This window comes from Mycobacterium sp. NPDC003449 (assembly GCF_053588415.1).
Map to the genome: position 1 here is coordinate 16131 of NZ_JBSFPX010000060.1, position 19135 is coordinate 35265.

Consider the following 19135-nt stretch of genomic DNA (forward strand, 5'->3'; position numbering starts at 1 on the left):
GAAGAGCGTCAGCGCCAGCCACAGCAGCGCACGGGACCGGATGCGACTCACGTGGTCGTCTCCTCCTCACTCCCGGCGACGCGGGGGCGGCGCCGCTGTGTGCCGAGCAGTCGCACGTAGAGCAACGCGGCCGCGAACATGATGATGAACAGAAGGTTGGCCAACGCCGACCCGTAGCCCAGGTCACCGAAGTTGAATGCCGACCGGTAGGCAAGGAAGTTCAGCGTGACGGTGCCGTCGGCCGGTCCACCTTTGGTCAGCACGTAAATCAGGTCGAACACCTTGACGGCCCAGATAGATTGCAGAACAACGCAGATCAACAGAACGGAGCGGATCTGCGGCAGGGTGATCGACCAGAACGTCTGCGGACGTGATGCACCGTCGATCTTGGCAGCCTGGTAGAGCACCCGGGGAATGCCACGCAGACCAGCCAGCAGTAGCAGCGTGATGAACGGGATCGACTTCCAGACATCCGCCAGCAGCATCATGTTGAGCGCGGTGTTCGGGTTGGCCAACCACACGACCGGTTTATCGATGACACCCAGCCACATCAGAGCCTGGTTGAGAATGCCGTAGTTGCCGTTGTAGATCCACTTCCAGATGGTCGCGTTGGCCACCGGCGCGATGGCCCAGGGAATGAGCAGGATTACGGTGAAGAACGATGAACTGACTCTCCGATGGTTCAACAGCTGAGCGAACAGCAGCGAGATCACCACCACAGCAATTACTTCGACGACCGTGAAGTACACCGTGTTGATGGTGGCCTTGACTACGCTGGGATCGCTGAGCAGCTTGTGATAGTTGGCCAGTCCTGTCCAGGTCCCGCCGAACAGTCCATCAGCCGCCCGTACCGACTGGAAGGACAGCAGGAATGACTGCAGGATGGGGAATCCGAGCAGTGCGACGAGCACGACGAGCGCGGGTGACAGATAGAACCAGCCCGCGCGGCGTCGGCGCTGGGCGAATCCGCGCCGCTTACCGGACTCGGTTGGCAGCGGCCTGTGATGTTCGGACCGGATGAGCGCGGTCATGCGTCAGGATCGGGCGGACACGATTGCGCGAACTGCCTGGTCGGAGTCTTTGATCGCCTGCGCAGCGGTCTTGTTGCCCTGCAGTGCGGCCTGGATCTCGGACCCGATGGCCTGGGTGATCTGGGTGTAGTCGGGGGTCAAGAAGCTGTTGCAGGGGGACTTGCGCTGGTCGAGGATCACCTGGGCGTTCGGGGCGGCTTTCTGCACTTCGGGGTCAGCCAGCACCGAGTTCAGGATCGGCAGCCAGCCAGTGTCGAGCACTTGGGCCTTCTGCTGTTCCGGACTCAGGTAGAACTGGATGAGTTGGGCGGCCAGCTCATGATTCTCGGCCGTGTCCGCCACGCTCCAGGAGTCGGCACCATCGAGGGAGGCGGTACCGGCCGGGCCCGCGGGCAGGACTGCCGCGCCGACCTTGCCCACGATCGACGACTGATCGGATTTCTGGGCCTGCGCGTAGGTTAGCGGCCAGTTGAACATCATCGAGGCCTTACCGGACAGGAAGACACCGGCGGCGTCGTTGATACCGACGTAGGAGATCGATGCCGGATCGCCGCCGGCCTTCTGCAGATCGAGCATGAACTGCAGCGCGTCCACGCCTTCGGGAGTGTTGAATGCGGGCGCCCCGTCTGGCGCGTACATCGTCCCGCCCGCCTGCTGCAGGAACACCATCCAGTACGACGCCGTGCCGCCGACGCCGACAGGGTCGCCGAAATTCAGCACGAACCCGTAATGGTCATCGTTGTTCAGCGCACCGACGTACTCCTTGAACTGCTGCCAGTTCGCGGGCGCATCCTTGAGACCGGCCTTCTCGAAGTGCTCGGTGTTGTAGTAGAGGCTGAGCACCGAGTTGGTGAAGATCATGCCCTTGTTCTGGCCCTGCCACGTGGTGGTCTCGATGGCCGATTTCGGCACGTCCGAGATGAGGTCCGCCGGCATCAGACCGGCGAGATCCACCAGGTGATCCGCGAACTCGGGGACCCAGCCGCTCATGTAGATGACGTCGGGGCCGGCCGCGCCCGAGGCGACCGTCGTGGCGATTCGGTCGTGCAACTGCGGCCACGGCAGCGCCTCATAGGCCACCTCGATCTGGTGATCGCTCTGCCACTTCGCGAAGCCATCTTCGGCCGCGGAGCCGAAACTCGCCACCCCTACGGGCGCGGGATCGGGCGCCGCGGCCGCCAGGACGTTCAGCTGGCCCGCCCCGGAACCCCCGTTGCCACACGCGCTCAAGATGGCGGGCAGTCCGGTCAGACCGAGCCCCAGCCCGAGTGCACCACGGCCAAAGGACCGCCGAGATACCGCCTTCTGCATAATGTTCGGTGATTCCATCGTTGGTCCTTCGCTGTTGAGTGCCGAGCTGTTGCGGATCAGCCGACCGTGTTGGCGGCCTGCTCCATGCGGGACAGGACCTCACGCAGATCCTCGTCGGTGTGCGCATCGGAGATCGTGAAATCGGTGTGGTAGTACACACCGTTCTCAATACATGCGGTGAAGAACTGCGTGCGCAGGTCGGAGTCGAACTCCCGAACCTGAGCGTAGGTGACCACGGGTTCGGTTGCGCCGACATAGATTCCGAATCCGCATCCGGCGTGTTGCACGACGGCGGGCAGACCGACGCGGGTGAACATGTCGGTCAACCCGCGGTAGAACGTCGCCGCGCGGCCAAGCAGGCTGGGATAGAAGTCGGGTCGGCTGACGATCCCGAGGGTCGCCTTGGCCGCGGCCAAGCCAGGTATGTTGCCCGCGAAGGTGCCGCCCTGTACGGTGCCCGCCAGGCCCGGCTTGGCGACGGTCGACATGATGTCGTAGCTGCCGACGATCGCTGAAAGTGGCATCGAGCTGCTGAGCGCCTTCGACAGGGCCGTGAGGTCCGGAACGACGCCCAGGAAGCCCTGCGCGCAGTCGGTTCCCGTCTTGAAACCCGACAACACCTCGTCGAACATCAGCACCGCCCCGTGCGCGGTCGTGACTTCGCGGACTTTCCGCAGGTAGTCGACGTCTGCGACGATGCAGCCGTTGTTGTAGTCGATCGGGGTCAGCAGTACGCCTGCCACCCGGTCGCGGTACGTGGTGAAGGCCGCGTGCAGCGCGTCGATGTCATGCCATGGCACGAAGGCGAGCGAGTCCGCGACCACGGCCGGCACACCGCCGGTGCGGATGATCGGTTGAGACATCCGGCCGCCGGGGTTGTCGACATCGACTGCGGGAGCCAGTTGGTTGTACATCGCGTAGTCGCTGCCGCCATGAAAGTGACCGTCGATCCGAATGATGATGTCGCGCTGGGTATATGCGCGTGCGATGCGGATCATCGAGTGGGCGGCCTCGCTACCAGAGGCGACGAAACGCACGGACTCGGCCGACGGGACCAGGTCTGCGAGGATGCCGGCAACCTCCTCGCCCAGGCCGGTCTCGTACCCGGCGATCACGCCGGTATCGAGACATTCTTTGACGGCGTTGACCACTTCGGGCCTGCCGTGGCCTACCACGTTGCTGCCGTGCGCCATGAACATGTCGAGCAATTCACCCTCGTCGGTCTGGACCCGGCAACCCTCGGCCCGATGGACCAACAGACGTCGACCCGTGAACGGGTTGATCCGGAAGTTCGAGGACATTCCTCCCAGGAGGCCCCGCTTTCGGGTCGTGGTCTCTCCGGGCGGCGTCGTCAGCATGTGCGGTCTACTCCCTGAAGTCGTGGTGGTGATCGCCCACTATATTTTATGGATGTCCAAAATAAAACAGCCTCGTTTCGGGGCCATGTCGTGGCGGTCGGCTGACTATCATGACCGGGTGAACGGACTCGTCGGCCACCGTGACGTCAACCGCGGCAGGCACCGTGCCCAAGATCGTTGATCACGAGAAGCGCCGCACCGAACTCGTCGGCGCAACGTGGCGCGTCATCTGTCGCGTCGGACTGCACAACACCACAGTCGGCTTGATCGCCGCAGAGGCAGGGTACTCCCACGGCATCGTGGCGCACTACTTCAGCAACAAGTCCGACGTGCTGTTCGCCGCACACCAGCTGACCTTCTCCCGGCTCAAGCAACAGGTCGACGACCTTTTGCAGGACTTCGAAGCCGCGCCCGCCGCAGCGCGATTGAGAACAATCCTCGATTGGATGCTGCCACTTGACACCGAACGTCTCGTCGAAGCGGAAGTCGAGCTGAACTTCTGGGGGCAGGCCGTCACCACGGGCGATCTGCTGGCGGCCAGAACCAACGCCTTCGAGACCGAACTGGCGCAGTGGTGGGTACCGCTCATCGCCGAATGCCGCCACGATGGTGTGCTGATCGGAAGCGGCACGGACGAGTCGATCGCCAAGGCCCTCATGGCGTTCATCGATGGCATCTCGGCCTACTCGGTGCTGTTTCCACAGCGGTACGATTTCGGCACCGTCGCGCGACTCGGTGTCCAGTACCTGTCCGGCGTTATCTCGCCCGTACCGCAGCCGTTGGTGCAAGGCTACTGTCCCTGAACGGTATTGGGGTTAAACCGGATCGACCGGTTCCAGCACACCCCGCAGGATCAGGGTGTCACCCCAGGCGCCGGTGGCCGCAACGAGCTGACCGTTGAAGATCGCCCAGCGGGACTGATGGCCGAACTCGTCGCGAAGCGCCGTGATGTACTGCGTGAGCGAGTCGATATCGTCGGTGGCCGCGAGGTAGGCACAGGTCTGCTCCATGGCGGCGAGCTTGTTGCTGGCGATCGCCCACCGCACCAATTCGTCGGTGGTGGCCATCTTTTCGATCACGGCGAGCACCTGTTCGAGCCCTTCGCACAGCCAGTCCGCGAACGCCGCCATATCCGTGGTCTCGTCGAAGGCCAGTTCGTACGGCAGGCTCTCGGCCACCCGCTCCCACCGCCGGCTCAGCAGCGGCGTCGGGCGCGCGCAGACCGCGTCGACGTCGGCGGACCCGACGCCGATATTGACGAAGAATCCGTACCACGGCGTCAGGCCGTTCCACCGGTTGCTCTGAAAACCGATCACGTCGTAGAGCGGGCCGCGCTCCCTGCGGAAGACGCTTTCGGCCTGGGCAAACGTGTGGGTCGCGAGGAACGGCGCGACCCCTTCGGCCAACAACTCGTCAAACTGACTACTGAACGACGCACCTTGCGCCTCTGACTCGGACACATCGACCCCCTCGATGAAATCGCCAGCAAATCCATAGTAAGCACGGTCCGGCGACCCCGAATGCAGAAATCTCATTGCGAACGGAATGACGGCCGTGTCCGATTCCGCCTACCCCGGATCGTCTTTCTTGTAGAGAGGACGTAGAGGACGAGGAGGCGGTACGCCGTGAAGTACGTGTTGTTGTTCGTCGAGACCGAGCAGTACGTCAACGAGATCGCGGGCCTGGATCAGGCCGAGCGGGACCGGGCCTACCAGCGGGTCGACGAGTGGTTCGCCACGCACGCGGACAAGTTCCTGGCCAGGGGCAGGCTGCGGTCACCGGAGACGGCGACGACGGTGCGGCTCGACCGGGGTGAGCCGGTCGTGCTGGACGGGCCCTTCGTGGAGGGCAAGGAAGTCATCAGCGGCTACGCCGAGATCGAGGTCGCCGACCTGGACGAGGCACTGGCGATGGTCAAGACCTGGCCGGCCTGTCCGGTCGTCGAGATCCGCCCACTGCTGTCATGAAGTGCTCGTGACGGATGCGTCGCACACCGAGCTGTCCCGCGTCGTACGCGAACACGCGGGCCGGCTGGCGGCGTCGCTGATCCACCTGACCGGCGATTTCTTCGCCGCCGAGGATCTGGTCCAGGACGCCGTGCTGGCCGCCCTGCGGCACTGGCCGCGGGAGGGCATTCCGCAGCGTCCGGACGCGTGGCTGTTCACCGTCGCCCGGCGCCGCGGCCTGGATGCGGTGCGCCGCGAACACAATTACGCCGCCAAGCTGGCTCAGCTCAGGTGGCCGGAGCAGCCCGAACCCGACGAGCGGCTGCGGCTGATCTTCACCTGCTGCCATCCGGCCCTGACCCGCGAGGCGCAGATCGCGCTGACCCTGCGGGTGGTGTGCGGTCTGACCACCGCCCAGATCGCCCGCGGGTTCCTGGTCCAGGAGTCGACGATCGCGCGCCGGATCAGCCGGGCCAAACGCAAGATCACCGACGCCGCGATCCCGTACCGCATCCCCGCCGACGATGAGCTGGGTGCCCGCCTGACCGAGGTGCTGGCGGTGATCTACCTGCTGCTCAACGAGGGATACCTGGCGACCGCCGAGCGGGCCCAGTCGCACGATCTGGTCGAGGACGCCGAATGGCTGGCCTCCCTGCTGCACGGTCTGATGCCGACCGAACCCGAGGTGGCGGGGCTGCTGGCGTTGATCCGGTTGCACCGGGCCCGCGCGGCGGCCCGTTTCGACGGTGACGGGAACCTGGTGCTGCTGGCCGAGCAGGACCGGTCCCGCTGGGATCGCGAGGCGATCGGGGAGGCGACACGGCTGCTGGCCAGGGCCGCCGGGCAGCGCCGCCCCGGCCCGTATCAGTTGCAGGCCGCGATCGTCGCGTGTCACGCCGAGGCCACGTCCTGGCCCGCCACCGACTGGGAGCAGATCGTGGTGCTCTACGACATGCTGCTGTATCTGGAGCCGTCCCCGGTCACCCGCCTGCACCGGGCGATCGCGCTGCGCTACACCGCGGGACCGGGGGCCGCGATGGACCAACTCGACGGCCTCGCCGAGGCCCTGGATCGCTACCACCTCTACCACGCGACCCGCGCCGACCTGTTCCGTGAACTCGGCAGGCCCGAGCCGGCCCGGGCCGCGGACCGGCGTGCCCTCGAGCTGACCGCCAACCCGGCCGAACAGGCCCTGCTGCGACAACGAATCGATTGGAGCTGACATGTCCGCTATCACCCGACTGTTCGAAAATCTCACCGCCAGGGTGCGCGACGGCGCGGGGAAGGCACCGGTGCCGCTTCGCCGGGCCGCGTATGACAACGCCGGCCTCGACGAGCCGCTGCGCACGTTGGTCGAGAAGGTGGCGCACCGGTCCGATCAGGTGACCGACGCCGATATCGCCGAGGCGCGGGCGGCCGGACTCACCGAGGACGAGGTGTTTGAGATCGTGGTGTGCGCGGCCGTGGGCCAGGCCGGCCGGCAGTACACCGCCGCGCTGGCCACCGTGAAGGAGGCCTGACGATGCGGCTCCCGGTCCTCGATCACGGTCACACCCTCGGCAGAAAGGCCATCCTGACGCTCATCCGGGTGGTGTCGCGGCAGCCGGTGGTCGACGCCGTCAAGCTGGTGATGTACCGACCCGAGTTCTATGGCGCGGCGGCCGGTGAGCTCACCCAGCAGGCGATGCGCGGCCCGTCGACGTGGTCGGTCGGCGACCGCGAGTTGATGGCGGCGTATGTGTCGAAGGCCAACGCATGCCCGTTCTGCGTCGCGGCGCACACCGCCACGTCGGGCCTGTGGTATGGCGATGAAGCGAAAGTCACTGCGACACTGGATGATCTGGACTCCGCGCCGATCGGCGAGCCGCTGCGGGCGATGCTGGGCCTGCTCGGCAAGCTCGCCCGCGAGCACCGCATCGAGCCCGACGATGTCCGCGCGGTGCTGGCCGCGGGCGTAACCCGGCAGCAGATCGAGGATGCGCTGGCGGTGGCTCTGGCCTTCGACATCACCGACCGGCTGGCCAATGCGTTCGGCTTCACCGTCGCGGGGCCCGCGGCGATGACCGCCGGAGCGCGGCATCTGCTGAAGCGGGGCTACCGGTAAGGGATCGCCGCGGCGAGCAGCTCCGAGAGGTGCAGGCCCCGCCGCGTCGACAGGTCCGCGAGCTGGGTCCGGCACGAATAGCCGTCGGCGAGAACGACACTGTCCTCGTCGGCGGCGCGGACGGCCGGCAGCAGTTGCTGCTCGGCCACCGCGACCGACACCTCGTAGTGGCCCTTCTCCACACCGAAGTTGCCGGCCAGGCCGCAACAGCCGCCGAGGCGCTGGACCCGGGCACCCGCCTTGGTCAGCAAGGCCTGGTCGGCATCCCAGCTCATCACCGCATGGTGGTGGCAATGAGGCTGGGCCACCACCCGCCTGCCGTGCAGCTCCGGCGGCTGCCATCCGGCTTTCGTCAGCAGTTCGGCGAGAGTGTGAACGTTGCGTGCCACCGGTACGGCCGCGTCACCGAGCAGGTCGACCGCATCCGACCGCAGCACCGCGGTGCACGACGGTTCCACGCCGACGATCGGGACCTCGCTGCCCTCGACCGCCGCGGCAAGGGCTCCGACGGTGCGCCCGAGAATCCGCTTGGCCGCGTCGAGCTGCCCGGTCGATATCCAGGTCAGGCCGCAGCACACCTGCTTGTCGGTCACCCGCACGCGATAACCGGCCGCCTCGAGCACACGCACGGTGGCGATTCCCACCTCGGGGGTGAAGTAGTTGGTGAAGGAATCCACGAAGAGCAGCACCGGCGATCCTGAACCGGTTGCGTCACCGCGGGTTTCGTTGAACCAGGACCGGAAGGTCCGGTCGGCGAAGCGCGGAATGGTCCGTCGACCGTCCACCCCTGCGGCCGCCAACGCCAGCTTCCCCACCGCGGGCAGCGTCGCCGCGCGGTTGGCCAGGCGCGGAACCCGGCTCGCCACTCTCGCCCACCGGGGCAGCCAACCCAGCGAGTAGTGCGACGCCGGTCGGAGCCGGCGGTGGTAGGCCTGGTGCAGCACTTCGGATTTGAAGGCAGGCATGTCCACGCCGGTCGGGCAGTCGGAGGTGCAGCCCTTACAGGACAGGCACAGGTCGAGTGCCGCATGAACCTCGGGGGCGCGCCAGCCGCCGGTGACGGCTGTGCCGTTGAGCATCTCCTGCAGCACCCGGGCCCGTCCGCGGGTGGAGTCCTTTTCCTCGCGGGTGGCCAGGTAGGACGGGCACATCACATCACCCGATCCGAGATTGTCGGCCCGGCATTTGCCGACGCCGGTGCAGCGGTGCACGGCCTGGGTGAAGTCTCCGCCGTCCTCGCGATACCCGAAGGCCAGATTGCTGCTAATAACCTGGGCGGCAGGCACTCTCAGATCGGCATCGAGCCGGCGCGGTTCGACGATCACGCCGGGATTCAGGATGCTGCCCGGGTCGAAGGCATGTTTGACGGCGCCGAACGCCCGCATCGCCGCAGGCGAGTACATCAGGGGCAACAGTTCGCTGCGAGCCCGGCCGTCACCGTGCTCACCGGACAGCGATCCACCATATCCGGCTACCAGTCTCGCTGCCGCGTGCAGGAATTCGCGGAACACCGCGGTGCCGCCCGGCCGGTCGAGCGGAAGGTCGATCCGGATGTGCATGCAGCCGTCGCCGAAATGCCCGTACGGCAGGCCGCTGACCTCGAAGTCGTCCATGAGCCGCTCGAAATCCCGCAGGTAGTCGCCGAGCCGGTCGGGCGGGACGGCCGCGTCCTCCCATCCCGCGTGGGCCGGCAGACCCGCCGGGCTCCGGCCCGATAGTCCGGCGCCGTCGGCGCGGATCCGCCACAGCGCGGCCTTCTCGGCGGGGTCGGTCACTACCCGGGCGTCCACCGCCCCACAGCCGTCCGCGACCTGCCGGGCCCGGGACGCGACGTCCGCCGCCGATTCACCGGCGACCTCGACGAACAGCCAGGCCCGGCCCGCCGGGAGATCCGGCACGGCGTGCGGTCCGCGGCGGTCCCGGACGACGTCGACGATGCGGGAGTCGATCCCTTCGCATGCGGTGGGCCGCGCGGACAGCACCCGTGGGGCGGCGTCGCCCGCGGACGCGATGTCGTCGAAGCCGAGGGCCACCAACACCGCATGCGACGGGTCGCGCACCAGGCGCACGGTGGCTTCGGTGATCACCGCAAGCGTCCCTTCGGACCCGACCAGCATCCGGGTCACGTCGAACCCGTGCTCGGGCAGCAGATGTTCGAGCGCATAACCGGACACCTGTCGCCCGAAACGGCCCAATTCGGTGCGGATGGTGGCCAATTCGGCACCGACGAGAGTGCGCAGCGCCACCTCGGTCGGCGACTCGGCCCCGGTGTGGACGCCGAGGTTCAGGGCGTCGCCGTTACCGCCGATCCCCCGCAGTCCGAGCACATTGTCCGAGGTGCGGCCGTATCCAAGCGTTCGCGAACCGCAGGCGTTGTTCCCGATCATGCCGCCGATCGTGCAGCGGGTGGAGGTGGACGGGTCCGGGCCGAATCGCAGGCCCGCCGGCGCGGCGGCCCGCTGCAGGTCGGCTTGGATCACGCCGGGTTGTACCGTCGCGGTTCCCGCCTGATCGTCGACCGCGAGCACGTTGTTCAGGTGCCGGCTGAAGTCGAGCACCACACCCGGCCCGATCGCATTGCCCGCCACCGAGGTGCCGGCGCCGCGCGAGGTCAGCGCGAGCCCCTCGGCGCGACAGAAGTCCAGGACCTCCGACACCTCGCCCACATCGTATGGACGCACGACGAGCGTCGGCCACACCCGGTACAGCGACGCATCCGATGAGTACAGGGCGCGAGAGGTGCCGTCCGCCAGGACGTCTCTCACTCCCCGGCGCCGCAGTGCCGCCGCGAGCAGTTCGGCCGATTCCATTCGTAGCATGCTACATCTTCCTAGCATGCTACGTACCGGCGGATCCTGATAAGGTCACCCGGTGGCCGCCACCATGTCCGAGGAGCCGGCGCCCCCACCATCGGGCGGGCGCCGGATGGAGCACGCCATCACCGCGATCCGGGCCGCGATCGACGCGGGCCGGATGACGCCGGGGGTGCTGTATTCGGCCTATCAGATTTCCGAGACATTGGGCATCTCCCGCACCCCGGTACGCGATGCGCTGCTGCGGCTCGAAGAGATCGGCCTGATCGGATTCGAGAACCGCCAGGGCTTCCGCGTGCTCGTGCCGAGCCCCCGCGAGATCGCCGAGATCTTCGCCGTCCGCATCGACCTCGAATGCCCCTCCGCACGCCGCGCGGCCCGGCTGGCCGATGACGAGCTCGACCGTGCGCTGCGGACCGCGCGCGACCAGATGGCCGATGCCGCACGCAGATCCGATGAGCATGCGTTCTCCCGCCACGACGTGGAGCTGCATGACGCCCTGCTCGCCGTGTCCGGCAACGCCCGTGCGCGCCAGATCGTGAAGGGGCTGCGCGAAACCACCCGGTTGCTCGGGGCCTCAACCGCCGCGGACGGCACCCGCACCCTCGCCGATATCGCCGCCGAGCACGACCCCATCATCGCCGCCGTCGCACAACGCGCCCCACGCGCCGCCGAATCGGCGATGCGCACCCACATCGCCAACACCGGGCGCCTGCTGCTGACCAAGGCCTGCGACGGCGACCGGACCGCGGCCCGCCGCCTGTGGAAGTCGGTGGCGGGCCGCAGTTAAATCTTTGGGTACGAGACGGACCGGTCGCGGCAGGTCAGCGGCATGTGCTGGGACGAAAGTCGTTGACGCAGCACACAAAGCGCGGCCGGCCCTTGGTATCCCCGGGCCGCGGCTTTACGGTTCTGGTGCGGACGTTCTCTGCCGTGCCGTCTCCCAGAAGGGTCTGAATCATGGCCAATGACCAGAACAAAGCGATTTCCCGTCGTATTTGGGAATTATTCGCCTCCGACGACCTGTCTGAGCTCGACGACATCGTCGCACCCGGCGCGGCGTATCACGACACCCAGGACCCGTTCGGGAGCCAGCGGGGTCCCGAACACATGAGAAGCCTCATGTCGATGTACCAAAAGTCCTTCACCAACATGGGATTCGACATCAGAAGTCAGGTCGCCGAGGGTGACTACGTCTGCACACTGCTCGAAGCGCAGGGCGACAACACCGGCGAGATCATGGGCAAACCCGCCACCGGCCGGCACTGCCGCATCATGATCACCGTCACCGACCGGATCGTCGACGGCAAGATCAACGAAAGCTGGGCCACCTGGGACACCCTCGGAATGCTGCAGCAGCTCGGCCTGGTTCCTGCCGCGGCGCCGCAGGCGGAGCCCGCCACCTGATTCTCGTGCGCCGTTTTCTACACCAGGGCAGTGAATTTGGCCGATCGACGACCCTGGTGTCGAAAGCGACGAACCCCGCAGACGGAACCCACCACCTGATCCCGACACGGTTGGTGGGACCCCGAAGAGGTTGGCGGGTACCGCTATACGTGGCGGTACCCGTCAATCTCGCCCACCGATCAGGACGGCATCTCGGGCAGGCCGCAGCGGCTGCGGAAGTCGGCCGCGGGCTGCCGGATGCGTTGAATCTCGTCGCGCACCGTCGGATTGGCGTCGAGGTAGGTGCGGACCTTGTCCCCGATCTGATCCTTGGGCTGCCCCTTGAGTCCGGTGAAGAAGTCGTTGACATCCGGATGGGTGGCCAGGTAGTTCGACGTCTCGAATGAGACGCCGGACATCACCCGGGCCATCTCGGCGGCCGTGCACGGCGGTGGAACCGGCGCCGGATCGGCCACTGCGGAGGAGGCGCCGGCCAGCATGGCACCGGCCACCGCGCCTGCGCCGATCACACCGCCGACCACTCGACGGACGGGACGTAGTGGGGAAGACATTGCGGCTCCTTCATCGAGTTCGTCGAGTCGTTGACGAGTCCGGGGTCGGGTGTTCACCGGCGCGGTCCGATGCCACCGCCGCCGTCGGGTCGGTTCGGGCGGTCCCAGCCGATATCGAGATCGACGCCGGTGTTGCAGTACCAGTCGTATGCGCAGGGGTACGGGACGACCGGAGTCGCGGCGCGCGGCACACCGTCGGGGCCGCGGACATCGCCCTGCGCGCACACGCTGGAGTAGCCCGACGAAGTGCAGTCGGCCGCCGCCGTCGGCGCGGTGGCCAGCACCCCCATCGGCGTGAAAGTCAATGCCAATCCCAGAACCAACAAGCGCCGTGTGGATCGCACCGCCGATCCCCTCCCTGCACGTAGACGGGGCCGTATTGACGGGAGTGTATAGCCGCGGGTCGGTGCGTACGTCCCGAACAGCGGATTTCGTTACACGTTCACCCGCAAGTCTTTGCGCCGGAAACGATCTCGCCGCAGGTCAGAGTTGCTCGGCGCGCATGCGGTCGAAGGCCCTCACGCCGGGTGCCGGATGGTGGTGCAGGTAGTTCCGTATGTGTTCCGAACACGTTTCGCCGGTGTCCGTAGTGGTGTTCACGTCGACGTCGTAGCCGCCGTATGAGTGGACGACAGCGAGTTGGGTGGCGGCGGACCCGACAGCCCGGTCTCCCCTGGCGGATTCGCGCGCCCGCAGATCGGACTCCGAGCAGTGCACCCCGACGAACACGACGTCGATGCCGGCCATTACAGTCAGCAGATCTCGCAACCGCCACGATTCGCTCAGCACGTGGTCCATCACGATGTTGTTGCCCGCCTGCGCCATTCCGGCAACCGCGCGGTGAAAGCCGGCGCGGGTGCGGCGCAGCACGTCGCTGGTTGCGGCCGGGTCCAGCTCGTGGGTCTGCCGTTCGGCCCGCATCGCCCCGAACATGTCGACGGCAAGATGAAACCACGGTGTGTCGAAATCGTCGAGCAACCGCCGGGCGATCGTCGACTTACCAGAACTCGAAACACCGTTCAGCAGCACCACCTGCCCTGCCGCACCCGTCATGTTCTCGATTCTGCCGCCGCGGACCATCTTAGAGTTTTCTCAATTGATTCTTAGTTTTCTTATTTTCGGAGTATTGTGGTTTCCACTCGCACATGGAGGTGACCGTTGACCACAGTTCGCGATCATGCAGTCGTGGTCGGTGCCGGTATGGCCGGGCTGCTTGCGGCGGCTGCCGTCGCACCGTTCTACCGGTCGGTCAGCGTGGTGGAACGAGACCTGTTGCCGAGCGGCCCGGACCACAGGAACCGGTTTCCCGACGGCTTTCTGGTGATCGCCGATGCGCTGTGCAGTCTCAACCCGCTCTACGGGCAGGGTATGACGATGGCCGCCCAGCAGGCCCTCTCACTGCGTGACTGCTTACGGTCGGATCGGGATACCTTGTGGCAGCCGTTCTTCGCCGCTTCCGCCAGGCACATCGGACCAATCTGGGCGAGAAATCGGAGCATCGACCGTGTCCGGGCACCCACCCGGTCGACGGTGCGCAAGCGGGTGCGCCGGTGGCCAGGGAAGTGGCTGACGCAGGCCTCGTTGCGGGCCGCCGCTACCGATGTCCGGGTCGCCGAGCAGATCCTGCGGGTGAACAATCTGGTCGACCCGCCTTCGCGCTTACGCAGCCCCATGCTGCTTTCCCGCATCTTGATCGCACGGTCACACCCTGTCCGGTCAGTGCGATGACCCAGGGCAGCTAGGCACAATCCGGTTCGTCGAGTAAACGCTCCGGATGGTGATATTCGTTGACCCGGGCCTGGCCGGTGTCGAGCTGCGGCGGCGGAATCCATTCGGTCCGGCCGTCATCGCGTATCCGGGTCTTCCATCCCTTGTTGGTCAGCAGCCGGTGATCGGGTTTGCATACCAACGTCAGCTCGTCGATATTGGTGCGGCCGCCGTGGATCCAGTCCGTATCGCGATGGTGAACCTCGCACCAGTACGCGGGCGCCGTGCATCCGGGGCGGGTACATCCGCGATCGCGACCCATGAGGACGATGCGCTGGCCCGGCGATGCAAGACGTTTGGTGCGACCCAGATACAGCGGGACCTCGGTGTGCGATTCGTAGACGCACAGATAGTGGTAGGCGTGGCTGGCCAGCCGGATCACATCGGCCATCGGCAGCATGCTGCCGCCGCCGGTGACCGCCCACCCCTCACCCGATTCGATCTGGTCGAGCGTGGTGGTCACCACCACGGTGCACGGCAACCCGTTGTGCTGACCCAACTTCCCCGATGCCAGCATCGCCCGCAGGACCGCCTTGAACGCATCGTGGTTGCGCTGTCCTTGCGTGCGGCGATCGCGATCGACGGCGTCCTGACCGGGAACCTCGTCGATACAAGGTTTTTCGTCGTCCGGGTTGCACATCCCCGGCGCCGCCTGCTTCGCTTGGATGGTCTCGACCATCGCGGCCGTCTCGGCGTCCAGCCGTCCCCTGACCTCTACGAACCCGTAGCGATCCTGCTTGCTGAATTCCAGAAAGCGCTTCTTGGCCCGCTCCTCATCGGAGGGTTCGTCACCGTCCGGGTCGATGAGCATCAACATGCGCTTGGTGAGCTGCCGCAGCTCGTCGGGTGTCAATTCCGCCGCCCGCAACCCCAACGACTCCTCGGCCGTGTTCCAAGTCTCGGCGTCGACCCAACTCGGCAGATCGGCGAAGAACGTGCGAATGATCCGAATGTGCTCGGTACCAATGTCGCCACGGGCCTGCGCCGCCGCGGCGGTCGGCAGCTTCGCCGGCAGCGGTTCACCGTTCATCGCGCGTCGCGGCCCCACATCCTCCGCATCGCCGATCCGCTTGCTCGCGTCGTCCCGGCTGATCCGCAGGCTGCGCCAGAGCACCTCACGGATCGAGTTGGCGCCCATCTCCGTCGGGTTGGCCTCGGTCGCGATCCGGGCGACGATCACGTTGTCCACCGCACCCTGGGCGCGCTGCATACGCTCCCGACGGCCGGCGAGGCACAGGAGGTCGCTCAGAGTCAGGGCATCATGCGGGGCCGCCGCGATGGCGGCCGAGATCTCCTCATACGACCGGTACAGGGCAAGCAGGGTCTCCCGATCCATCCGCTTGCCGACCGTGGTCATGATTCGAACATACAGTCGACCACCGACAAGCTGGACGGACCGATCGAGTTCGCGAAAATTCCTGGTCACCGAGGTTTGGCAACCACACCGCAGACGGCAGCCGAGCGTCACCGGTGCTTTTTGACGCGCTAGAAATATTTCTCGGCAAATCTGTGTCTCGGCAAACAAACTGTTGCTACGGTGTGCGAACCCTGTTGGCCAGACCACCCGAAGGCGGCTCGCTTGATCTCCCAGCCAACCCCCGTCCGTCTCCAGACCGCCAAGGCCGCCGCGGTCGCGGCCGCCGTCGTGGCCACCACCGCCGCGCTCACGGCCGGGACCGCATCCCAGGCACCGGAGGCGCTGCTGGCCCACAAGCGCAGCGTGCAGGTCGAGGTGGAACTCACCGCCGCCACACCCCAGCTGCCCCAGCTGCCCGAGTTGCCCGACATCGTCGGGATCTACGGTGTCGGTCCGGTGTTCTGGGCGGCGCAGCTGCTGGGCCTGACACCGGACAACGTCATCAAGGCCGCCGCCGGGATGCTGGGTGGGACCGAGCTGGCCACCACCGTGAACGGGCTGCTGCAGGTGCTCGATGCGGTCCTGCCGGTGGAGGGCGGGATCAAGGGGCCGCTGCCCGGCGACGTGTACGACGCGGTCAACGGCCTGGATTACACCGGTGACGGGATTTTGAAACTGCTTGGGCTGGCAGATATCCCGTTGGTGAAGGAACTCATCGAGGGCACACCCATCGTCAATCAGCGCCGGTCCGTCATCTTCTCCGAGAGTCTGGGTGGGCTGACCACATCGCTCGCCTACCGGGACATGATCGACGCGGTGCAGTCCGACAGCGACGACTGGCGTGTGGGCGTCACCGGGCAGTGGCTGATCTTCTTCAACAATCCGAGCCGGCCCGGCGGTGGATTGTTCGCGCTCGCAACGCCTGTCACAAATCTCCTCGGGCTGAACCTTTCGACCCCGCCAGCCGGCAGCTACACCAATGAAGAGGCCAACGGCGGCGATATCACCAAAGTTCTCAATACCTCGATCCTCGACGCCACCTGGGCCTACAACATCCTGTCGGACGCCCCGACCACACTGAATCCGTTGGCGTGGGCCAATGCCGCCACCGGCGCGGTGTTCCTCACCTATCTACTTCCCAGCGCGGACAACAACATCGGCGACCATGTGTTGCCGTTGCTTGGCGCGGGAATCCTCGACGGCGTGAAGGTCATGCTCGACCCCACCGGCGGCCAGGGCCTGGCGATACTCGGCCCGATACTGCCGGGGCTCCTGGCCTCCCCCGGCACCGCCGCCTACATCACCTACGACTCGGGCAATCTCCCACTGCTGGAACCGTTCCGGATGGTCCCCCGGTTGGTCAACCTCATGCCGGGCTACCACATCCCCACGCCCATCTCGGACAGCTTCGAGGACGCCCTCCGGATGATGGTCAACATGGGCTACCAGGATGTCGATCCCGACACGCTTGATCGCGGTTTCGACATGGCCGGCGAGCAGGCCTACCTCTACGACTCACCGCTCACCCCCACCCAGCAGTTGGCCGCCAACAAGATGGTGTTCAAGGCGCTCATTGGCGGCATCCAGGACAATGCGCTGGATCCGGACAAGTGGACGCCGACGATCCCGGGGGCCGATCTGTCGCCGATTTTCAAGAACCCGCTGACCGAGGGGATGACGACGGCACTGTCCGGGGCGCTGCAAGCCTTCCAGGACGCCGCGAATCCGGCCTTCGACGCCGTCGAGACCGGCCTGAAGCCGGTCACCGGCGCGCTCGATCAGGTCGATGACCAGGTGACCACCGCTCTCGACGGCGTGTTCAAGGTCGACGAGCCGACGCCGGATGCGGCCAAGCCGAGCAACCCGCCGTCGCCGGGGCCGCTGTCGCTGAGCGGAATCCGTTCGGCGACCGACAATCTCCGCACACTCAAGGCCACCACCGATGAGCCGGAGACCAAGCCCGAGAACACCACCAGAGGTGGCCTGAAGAAGATCACCGAATCATTCAAGGCGAAGCCAGGCAAGCACGCCGCGGACGCAGGTGATCCGGTGAAGAAGTCGGTGCAGCAGACCCTGGACAAAGTGAGCGACAAGCTCCACGACACCGTCGGCAAGGTCGAGAAGGCCCTCAAGACGGACACCAAAGACAAGAAGGACAAGAAGAGCAAGACCAGGTCTCCCGGCAAGGCCGCATAACCCGTATCGGGGTGGGTTTATCGTCGAAGTATGGACGACAGCACCGCAACGGAATGGGTGCCCGAGTCATGCTCACTCCCACCCCAGAGCAGCCGCTGCGGACGGCCGAATTCGACCGGCTGTTCGCCACGTCGGTTCTGGACGCCACCCGGGTATCGGCCACCCGGCTGGATCTCGTACTCGCCGTCGGCGCCGAGGCCACCGCGCGCGATCTGGCCCAGCGTGAGGTCGAATGCTGCTCGTTCTTCGGTTTCGAGTTCACCCACACCAGCCGCGGTGCGATCTTCAGCATCGAGGTCCCCACCGCACACACCGACGTGCTGGACGCCCTCACGAGTCGTTCGACGGATGGGATCTGTCTGCGGCGTGGGCGAATACGCTCTTCGACCTCAGGCACCGGACCGATTTCGAGAAGGTGGCGATGGTGGGTGCCCCGAAGTGGGAGGAGTGGTGCGTGAAAGTGCCTGCCGCCGTGCTGATGCGCGGCGCGTTGCGCACGTTCCCTCTCGACCGGCTCGACGATGCACGAGCGTGGCTGAATAGACATCGATGAGCACATGCCCGCGGCTCAGCGTCCGACCCGGCCTTCGGAGCCGGCACCACCGATGTCACAAACGTATGGCTGCGGGCTATCACCCCGACGCACCAAAATTCTCGCCTCGCGGGCCCCGTTCGATGACGGTATACGCGACCCGTCGGTAGCGTGACCCCCATGCCACGCACTGTGCTCGTCACCGGGGCGTCCGGCACGCTCGGCCACCACGTCGTGCCCGAAGCGACGGCCGCCGGCCACAACGTGCGGGCGCTGAGCCGGCGCGACCGGGTCGGGTACACCGGCGTGCACTGGCAACGCGGCGACCTGGCGGACCCCGACAGCCTCGACGCCGCTCTGGACGGGGTCGACGTCGTCGTGCACTGCGCCACCCAGGGGACCCGCGACAAGGACCTCACCGCGGCCCGGAACCTCATCGCGGCGGCCCGCCGCGCCGGTGTCGGCCATCTCATCCACATATCGATCGTGGGGATCGACGACATCCCGCTGCCCTATTACCGGACCAAATTGCGGGTCGAGCAGGCGCTGGCCGAGTCAGGTATCGGGCACACCATTCTGCGCGCCACTCAGTTCCACGAGCTAATCGAAAAGATTTTCGCATTGCAGCGCTTCTCTCCCGTTTTGTGGGCGATGCGCGATGTCCGGTTCCAGCCGATCGATACCCGCGATGTCGCGGCCCGGCTGGTCGAATTGATCGACACAGAACCGGCCGGTCGGGTATCCGATATCGGTGGTCCGACG

At 66.4% G+C, this 19135-nt stretch carries 20 protein-coding genes; 11 read left to right on the plus strand and 9 right to left on the minus strand.

Annotated features, from left to right (window positions below; translation table 11 throughout):
* Positions 1–47: 47 nt before the first annotated feature.
* Genes ACWDTP_RS16985 through ACWDTP_RS16995 form a run of 3 tightly spaced genes read right to left on the minus strand, consistent with a single transcriptional unit; the run spans position 48 to position 3643 of the window.
* Positions 48–1031, minus strand: coding sequence for a carbohydrate ABC transporter permease (locus ACWDTP_RS16985; protein WP_450021716.1), 984 nt, complete (start codon positions 1029–1031; stop codon positions 48–50).
* Positions 1032–1034: 3 nt separating this feature from the next.
* Positions 1035–2360, minus strand: coding sequence for an ABC transporter substrate-binding protein (locus ACWDTP_RS16990; RefSeq protein ID WP_450021718.1), 1326 nt, complete (start codon positions 2358–2360; stop codon positions 1035–1037).
* Positions 2361–2398: 38 nt separating this feature from the next.
* A complete protein-coding gene (locus ACWDTP_RS16995) occupies positions 2399–3643 on the minus strand; it encodes an aspartate aminotransferase family protein (protein WP_450021720.1) in 1245 nt (414 codons plus the stop codon).
* A gap of 221 nt (positions 3644–3864) precedes the next feature.
* On the opposite strand from ACWDTP_RS16995, the gene ACWDTP_RS17000 reads away from it, so the two are divergent.
* Positions 3865–4503 (plus strand): TetR/AcrR family transcriptional regulator, encoded by a 639-nt coding sequence (locus ACWDTP_RS17000; protein ID WP_450021752.1) that lies wholly within the window; start codon positions 3865–3867, stop codon positions 4501–4503.
* Positions 4504–4515: 12 nt separating this feature from the next.
* Here the strand turns inward: ACWDTP_RS17000 and ACWDTP_RS17005 are convergent, their stop codons facing one another.
* A complete protein-coding gene (locus ACWDTP_RS17005) occupies positions 4516–5160 on the minus strand; it encodes a DUF4304 domain-containing protein (RefSeq protein ID WP_450021722.1) in 645 nt (214 codons plus the stop codon).
* 165 nt (positions 5161–5325) lie between these two features.
* Here ACWDTP_RS17005 and ACWDTP_RS17010 point away from each other — a divergent pair, with 165 nt between their 5' ends.
* Genes ACWDTP_RS17010 through ACWDTP_RS17025 form a run of 4 tightly spaced genes read left to right on the plus strand, consistent with a single transcriptional unit; the run spans position 5326 to position 7750 of the window.
* Entirely contained in the window at positions 5326–5667 is a 342-nt protein-coding gene (locus ACWDTP_RS17010; protein ID WP_450021724.1) for a YciI family protein, read from the plus strand.
* Positions 5668–5674: 7 nt separating this feature from the next.
* Positions 5675–6868 carry an RNA polymerase sigma factor gene (locus ACWDTP_RS17015; RefSeq protein ID WP_450021726.1) on the plus strand — a complete coding sequence of 398 codons (1194 nt, stop codon included), beginning with the start codon at positions 5675–5677 and terminating at the stop codon, positions 6866–6868.
* Between the two features lies 1 nt (position 6869).
* The gene (locus ACWDTP_RS17020) at positions 6870–7166 is read left to right on the plus strand and encodes a hypothetical protein (RefSeq protein WP_450021728.1); all 297 of its coding nucleotides are present in this window, start codon (positions 6870–6872) and stop codon (positions 7164–7166) included.
* 2 nt (positions 7167–7168) lie between these two features.
* Complete coding sequence (locus ACWDTP_RS17025) at positions 7169–7750, plus strand: carboxymuconolactone decarboxylase family protein (RefSeq protein WP_450021730.1); 582 nt, start codon at positions 7169–7171, stop codon at positions 7748–7750.
* Here ACWDTP_RS17025 and ACWDTP_RS17030 read toward each other — a convergent pair.
* Entirely contained in the window at positions 7741–10569 is a 2829-nt protein-coding gene (locus tag ACWDTP_RS17030; protein ID WP_450021732.1) for an FAD-binding and (Fe-S)-binding domain-containing protein, read from the minus strand. The two genes, ACWDTP_RS17025 and ACWDTP_RS17030, sit on opposite strands and share 10 nt — an antisense overlap.
* Before the next feature lie 64 nt (positions 10570–10633).
* On the opposite strand from ACWDTP_RS17030, the gene ACWDTP_RS17035 reads away from it, so the two are divergent.
* Together ACWDTP_RS17035 and ACWDTP_RS17040 are read left to right on the plus strand one after the other, a co-directional pair.
* Positions 10634–11353: a GntR family transcriptional regulator gene (locus tag ACWDTP_RS17035; RefSeq protein WP_450021754.1), complete on the plus strand. Its 720-nt coding sequence runs from the start codon at positions 10634–10636 to the stop codon at positions 11351–11353.
* 170 nt (positions 11354–11523) lie between these two features.
* Positions 11524–11970: an ester cyclase gene (locus tag ACWDTP_RS17040; protein ID WP_450021734.1), complete on the plus strand. Its 447-nt coding sequence runs from the start codon at positions 11524–11526 to the stop codon at positions 11968–11970.
* Positions 11971–12149: 179 nt separating this feature from the next.
* Here the strand turns inward: ACWDTP_RS17040 and ACWDTP_RS17045 are convergent, their stop codons facing one another.
* From ACWDTP_RS17045 to ACWDTP_RS17055, 3 genes are all read right to left on the minus strand, one after another.
* Positions 12150–12521 carry a heme-binding protein gene (locus ACWDTP_RS17045; protein ID WP_450021736.1) on the minus strand — a complete coding sequence of 124 codons (372 nt, stop codon included), beginning with the start codon at positions 12519–12521 and terminating at the stop codon, positions 12150–12152.
* Between the two features lie 53 nt (positions 12522–12574).
* Positions 12575–12826 carry a hypothetical protein gene (locus ACWDTP_RS17050; protein WP_450021738.1) on the minus strand — a complete coding sequence of 84 codons (252 nt, stop codon included), beginning with the start codon at positions 12824–12826 and terminating at the stop codon, positions 12575–12577.
* A gap of 178 nt (positions 12827–13004) precedes the next feature.
* On the minus strand, positions 13005–13574 hold the full coding sequence (locus ACWDTP_RS17055) for a chloramphenicol phosphotransferase CPT family protein (RefSeq protein ID WP_450021740.1): 570 nt from the start codon (positions 13572–13574) through the stop codon (positions 13005–13007).
* A 105-nt stretch (positions 13575–13679) separates the two neighbouring features.
* Between ACWDTP_RS17055 and ACWDTP_RS17060 the strand changes: the two genes are divergently transcribed.
* Positions 13680–14249 (plus strand): hypothetical protein, encoded by a 570-nt coding sequence (locus ACWDTP_RS17060; protein WP_450021742.1) that lies wholly within the window; start codon positions 13680–13682, stop codon positions 14247–14249.
* A 10-nt stretch (positions 14250–14259) separates the two neighbouring features.
* Here the strand turns inward: ACWDTP_RS17060 and ACWDTP_RS17065 are convergent, their stop codons facing one another.
* Positions 14260–15645, minus strand: coding sequence for an HNH endonuclease signature motif containing protein (locus tag ACWDTP_RS17065; RefSeq protein WP_450021744.1), 1386 nt, complete (start codon positions 15643–15645; stop codon positions 14260–14262).
* A gap of 222 nt (positions 15646–15867) precedes the next feature.
* Between ACWDTP_RS17065 and ACWDTP_RS17070 the strand changes: the two genes are divergently transcribed.
* The 3 genes from ACWDTP_RS17070 to ACWDTP_RS17080 form a co-directional block, all read left to right on the plus strand.
* The gene (locus ACWDTP_RS17070; RefSeq protein ID WP_450021746.1) at positions 15868–17841 is read left to right on the plus strand and encodes a PE-PPE domain-containing protein; all 1974 of its coding nucleotides are present in this window, start codon (positions 15868–15870) and stop codon (positions 17839–17841) included.
* A 232-nt stretch (positions 17842–18073) separates the two neighbouring features.
* A complete protein-coding gene (locus tag ACWDTP_RS17075; protein WP_450021748.1) occupies positions 18074–18394 on the plus strand; it encodes an STAS/SEC14 domain-containing protein in 321 nt (106 codons plus the stop codon).
* Between the two features lie 159 nt (positions 18395–18553).
* Positions 18554–19135 (plus strand): SDR family oxidoreductase (locus tag ACWDTP_RS17080; protein WP_450021750.1); only part of this gene is annotated, 582 nt, incomplete at its 3' end.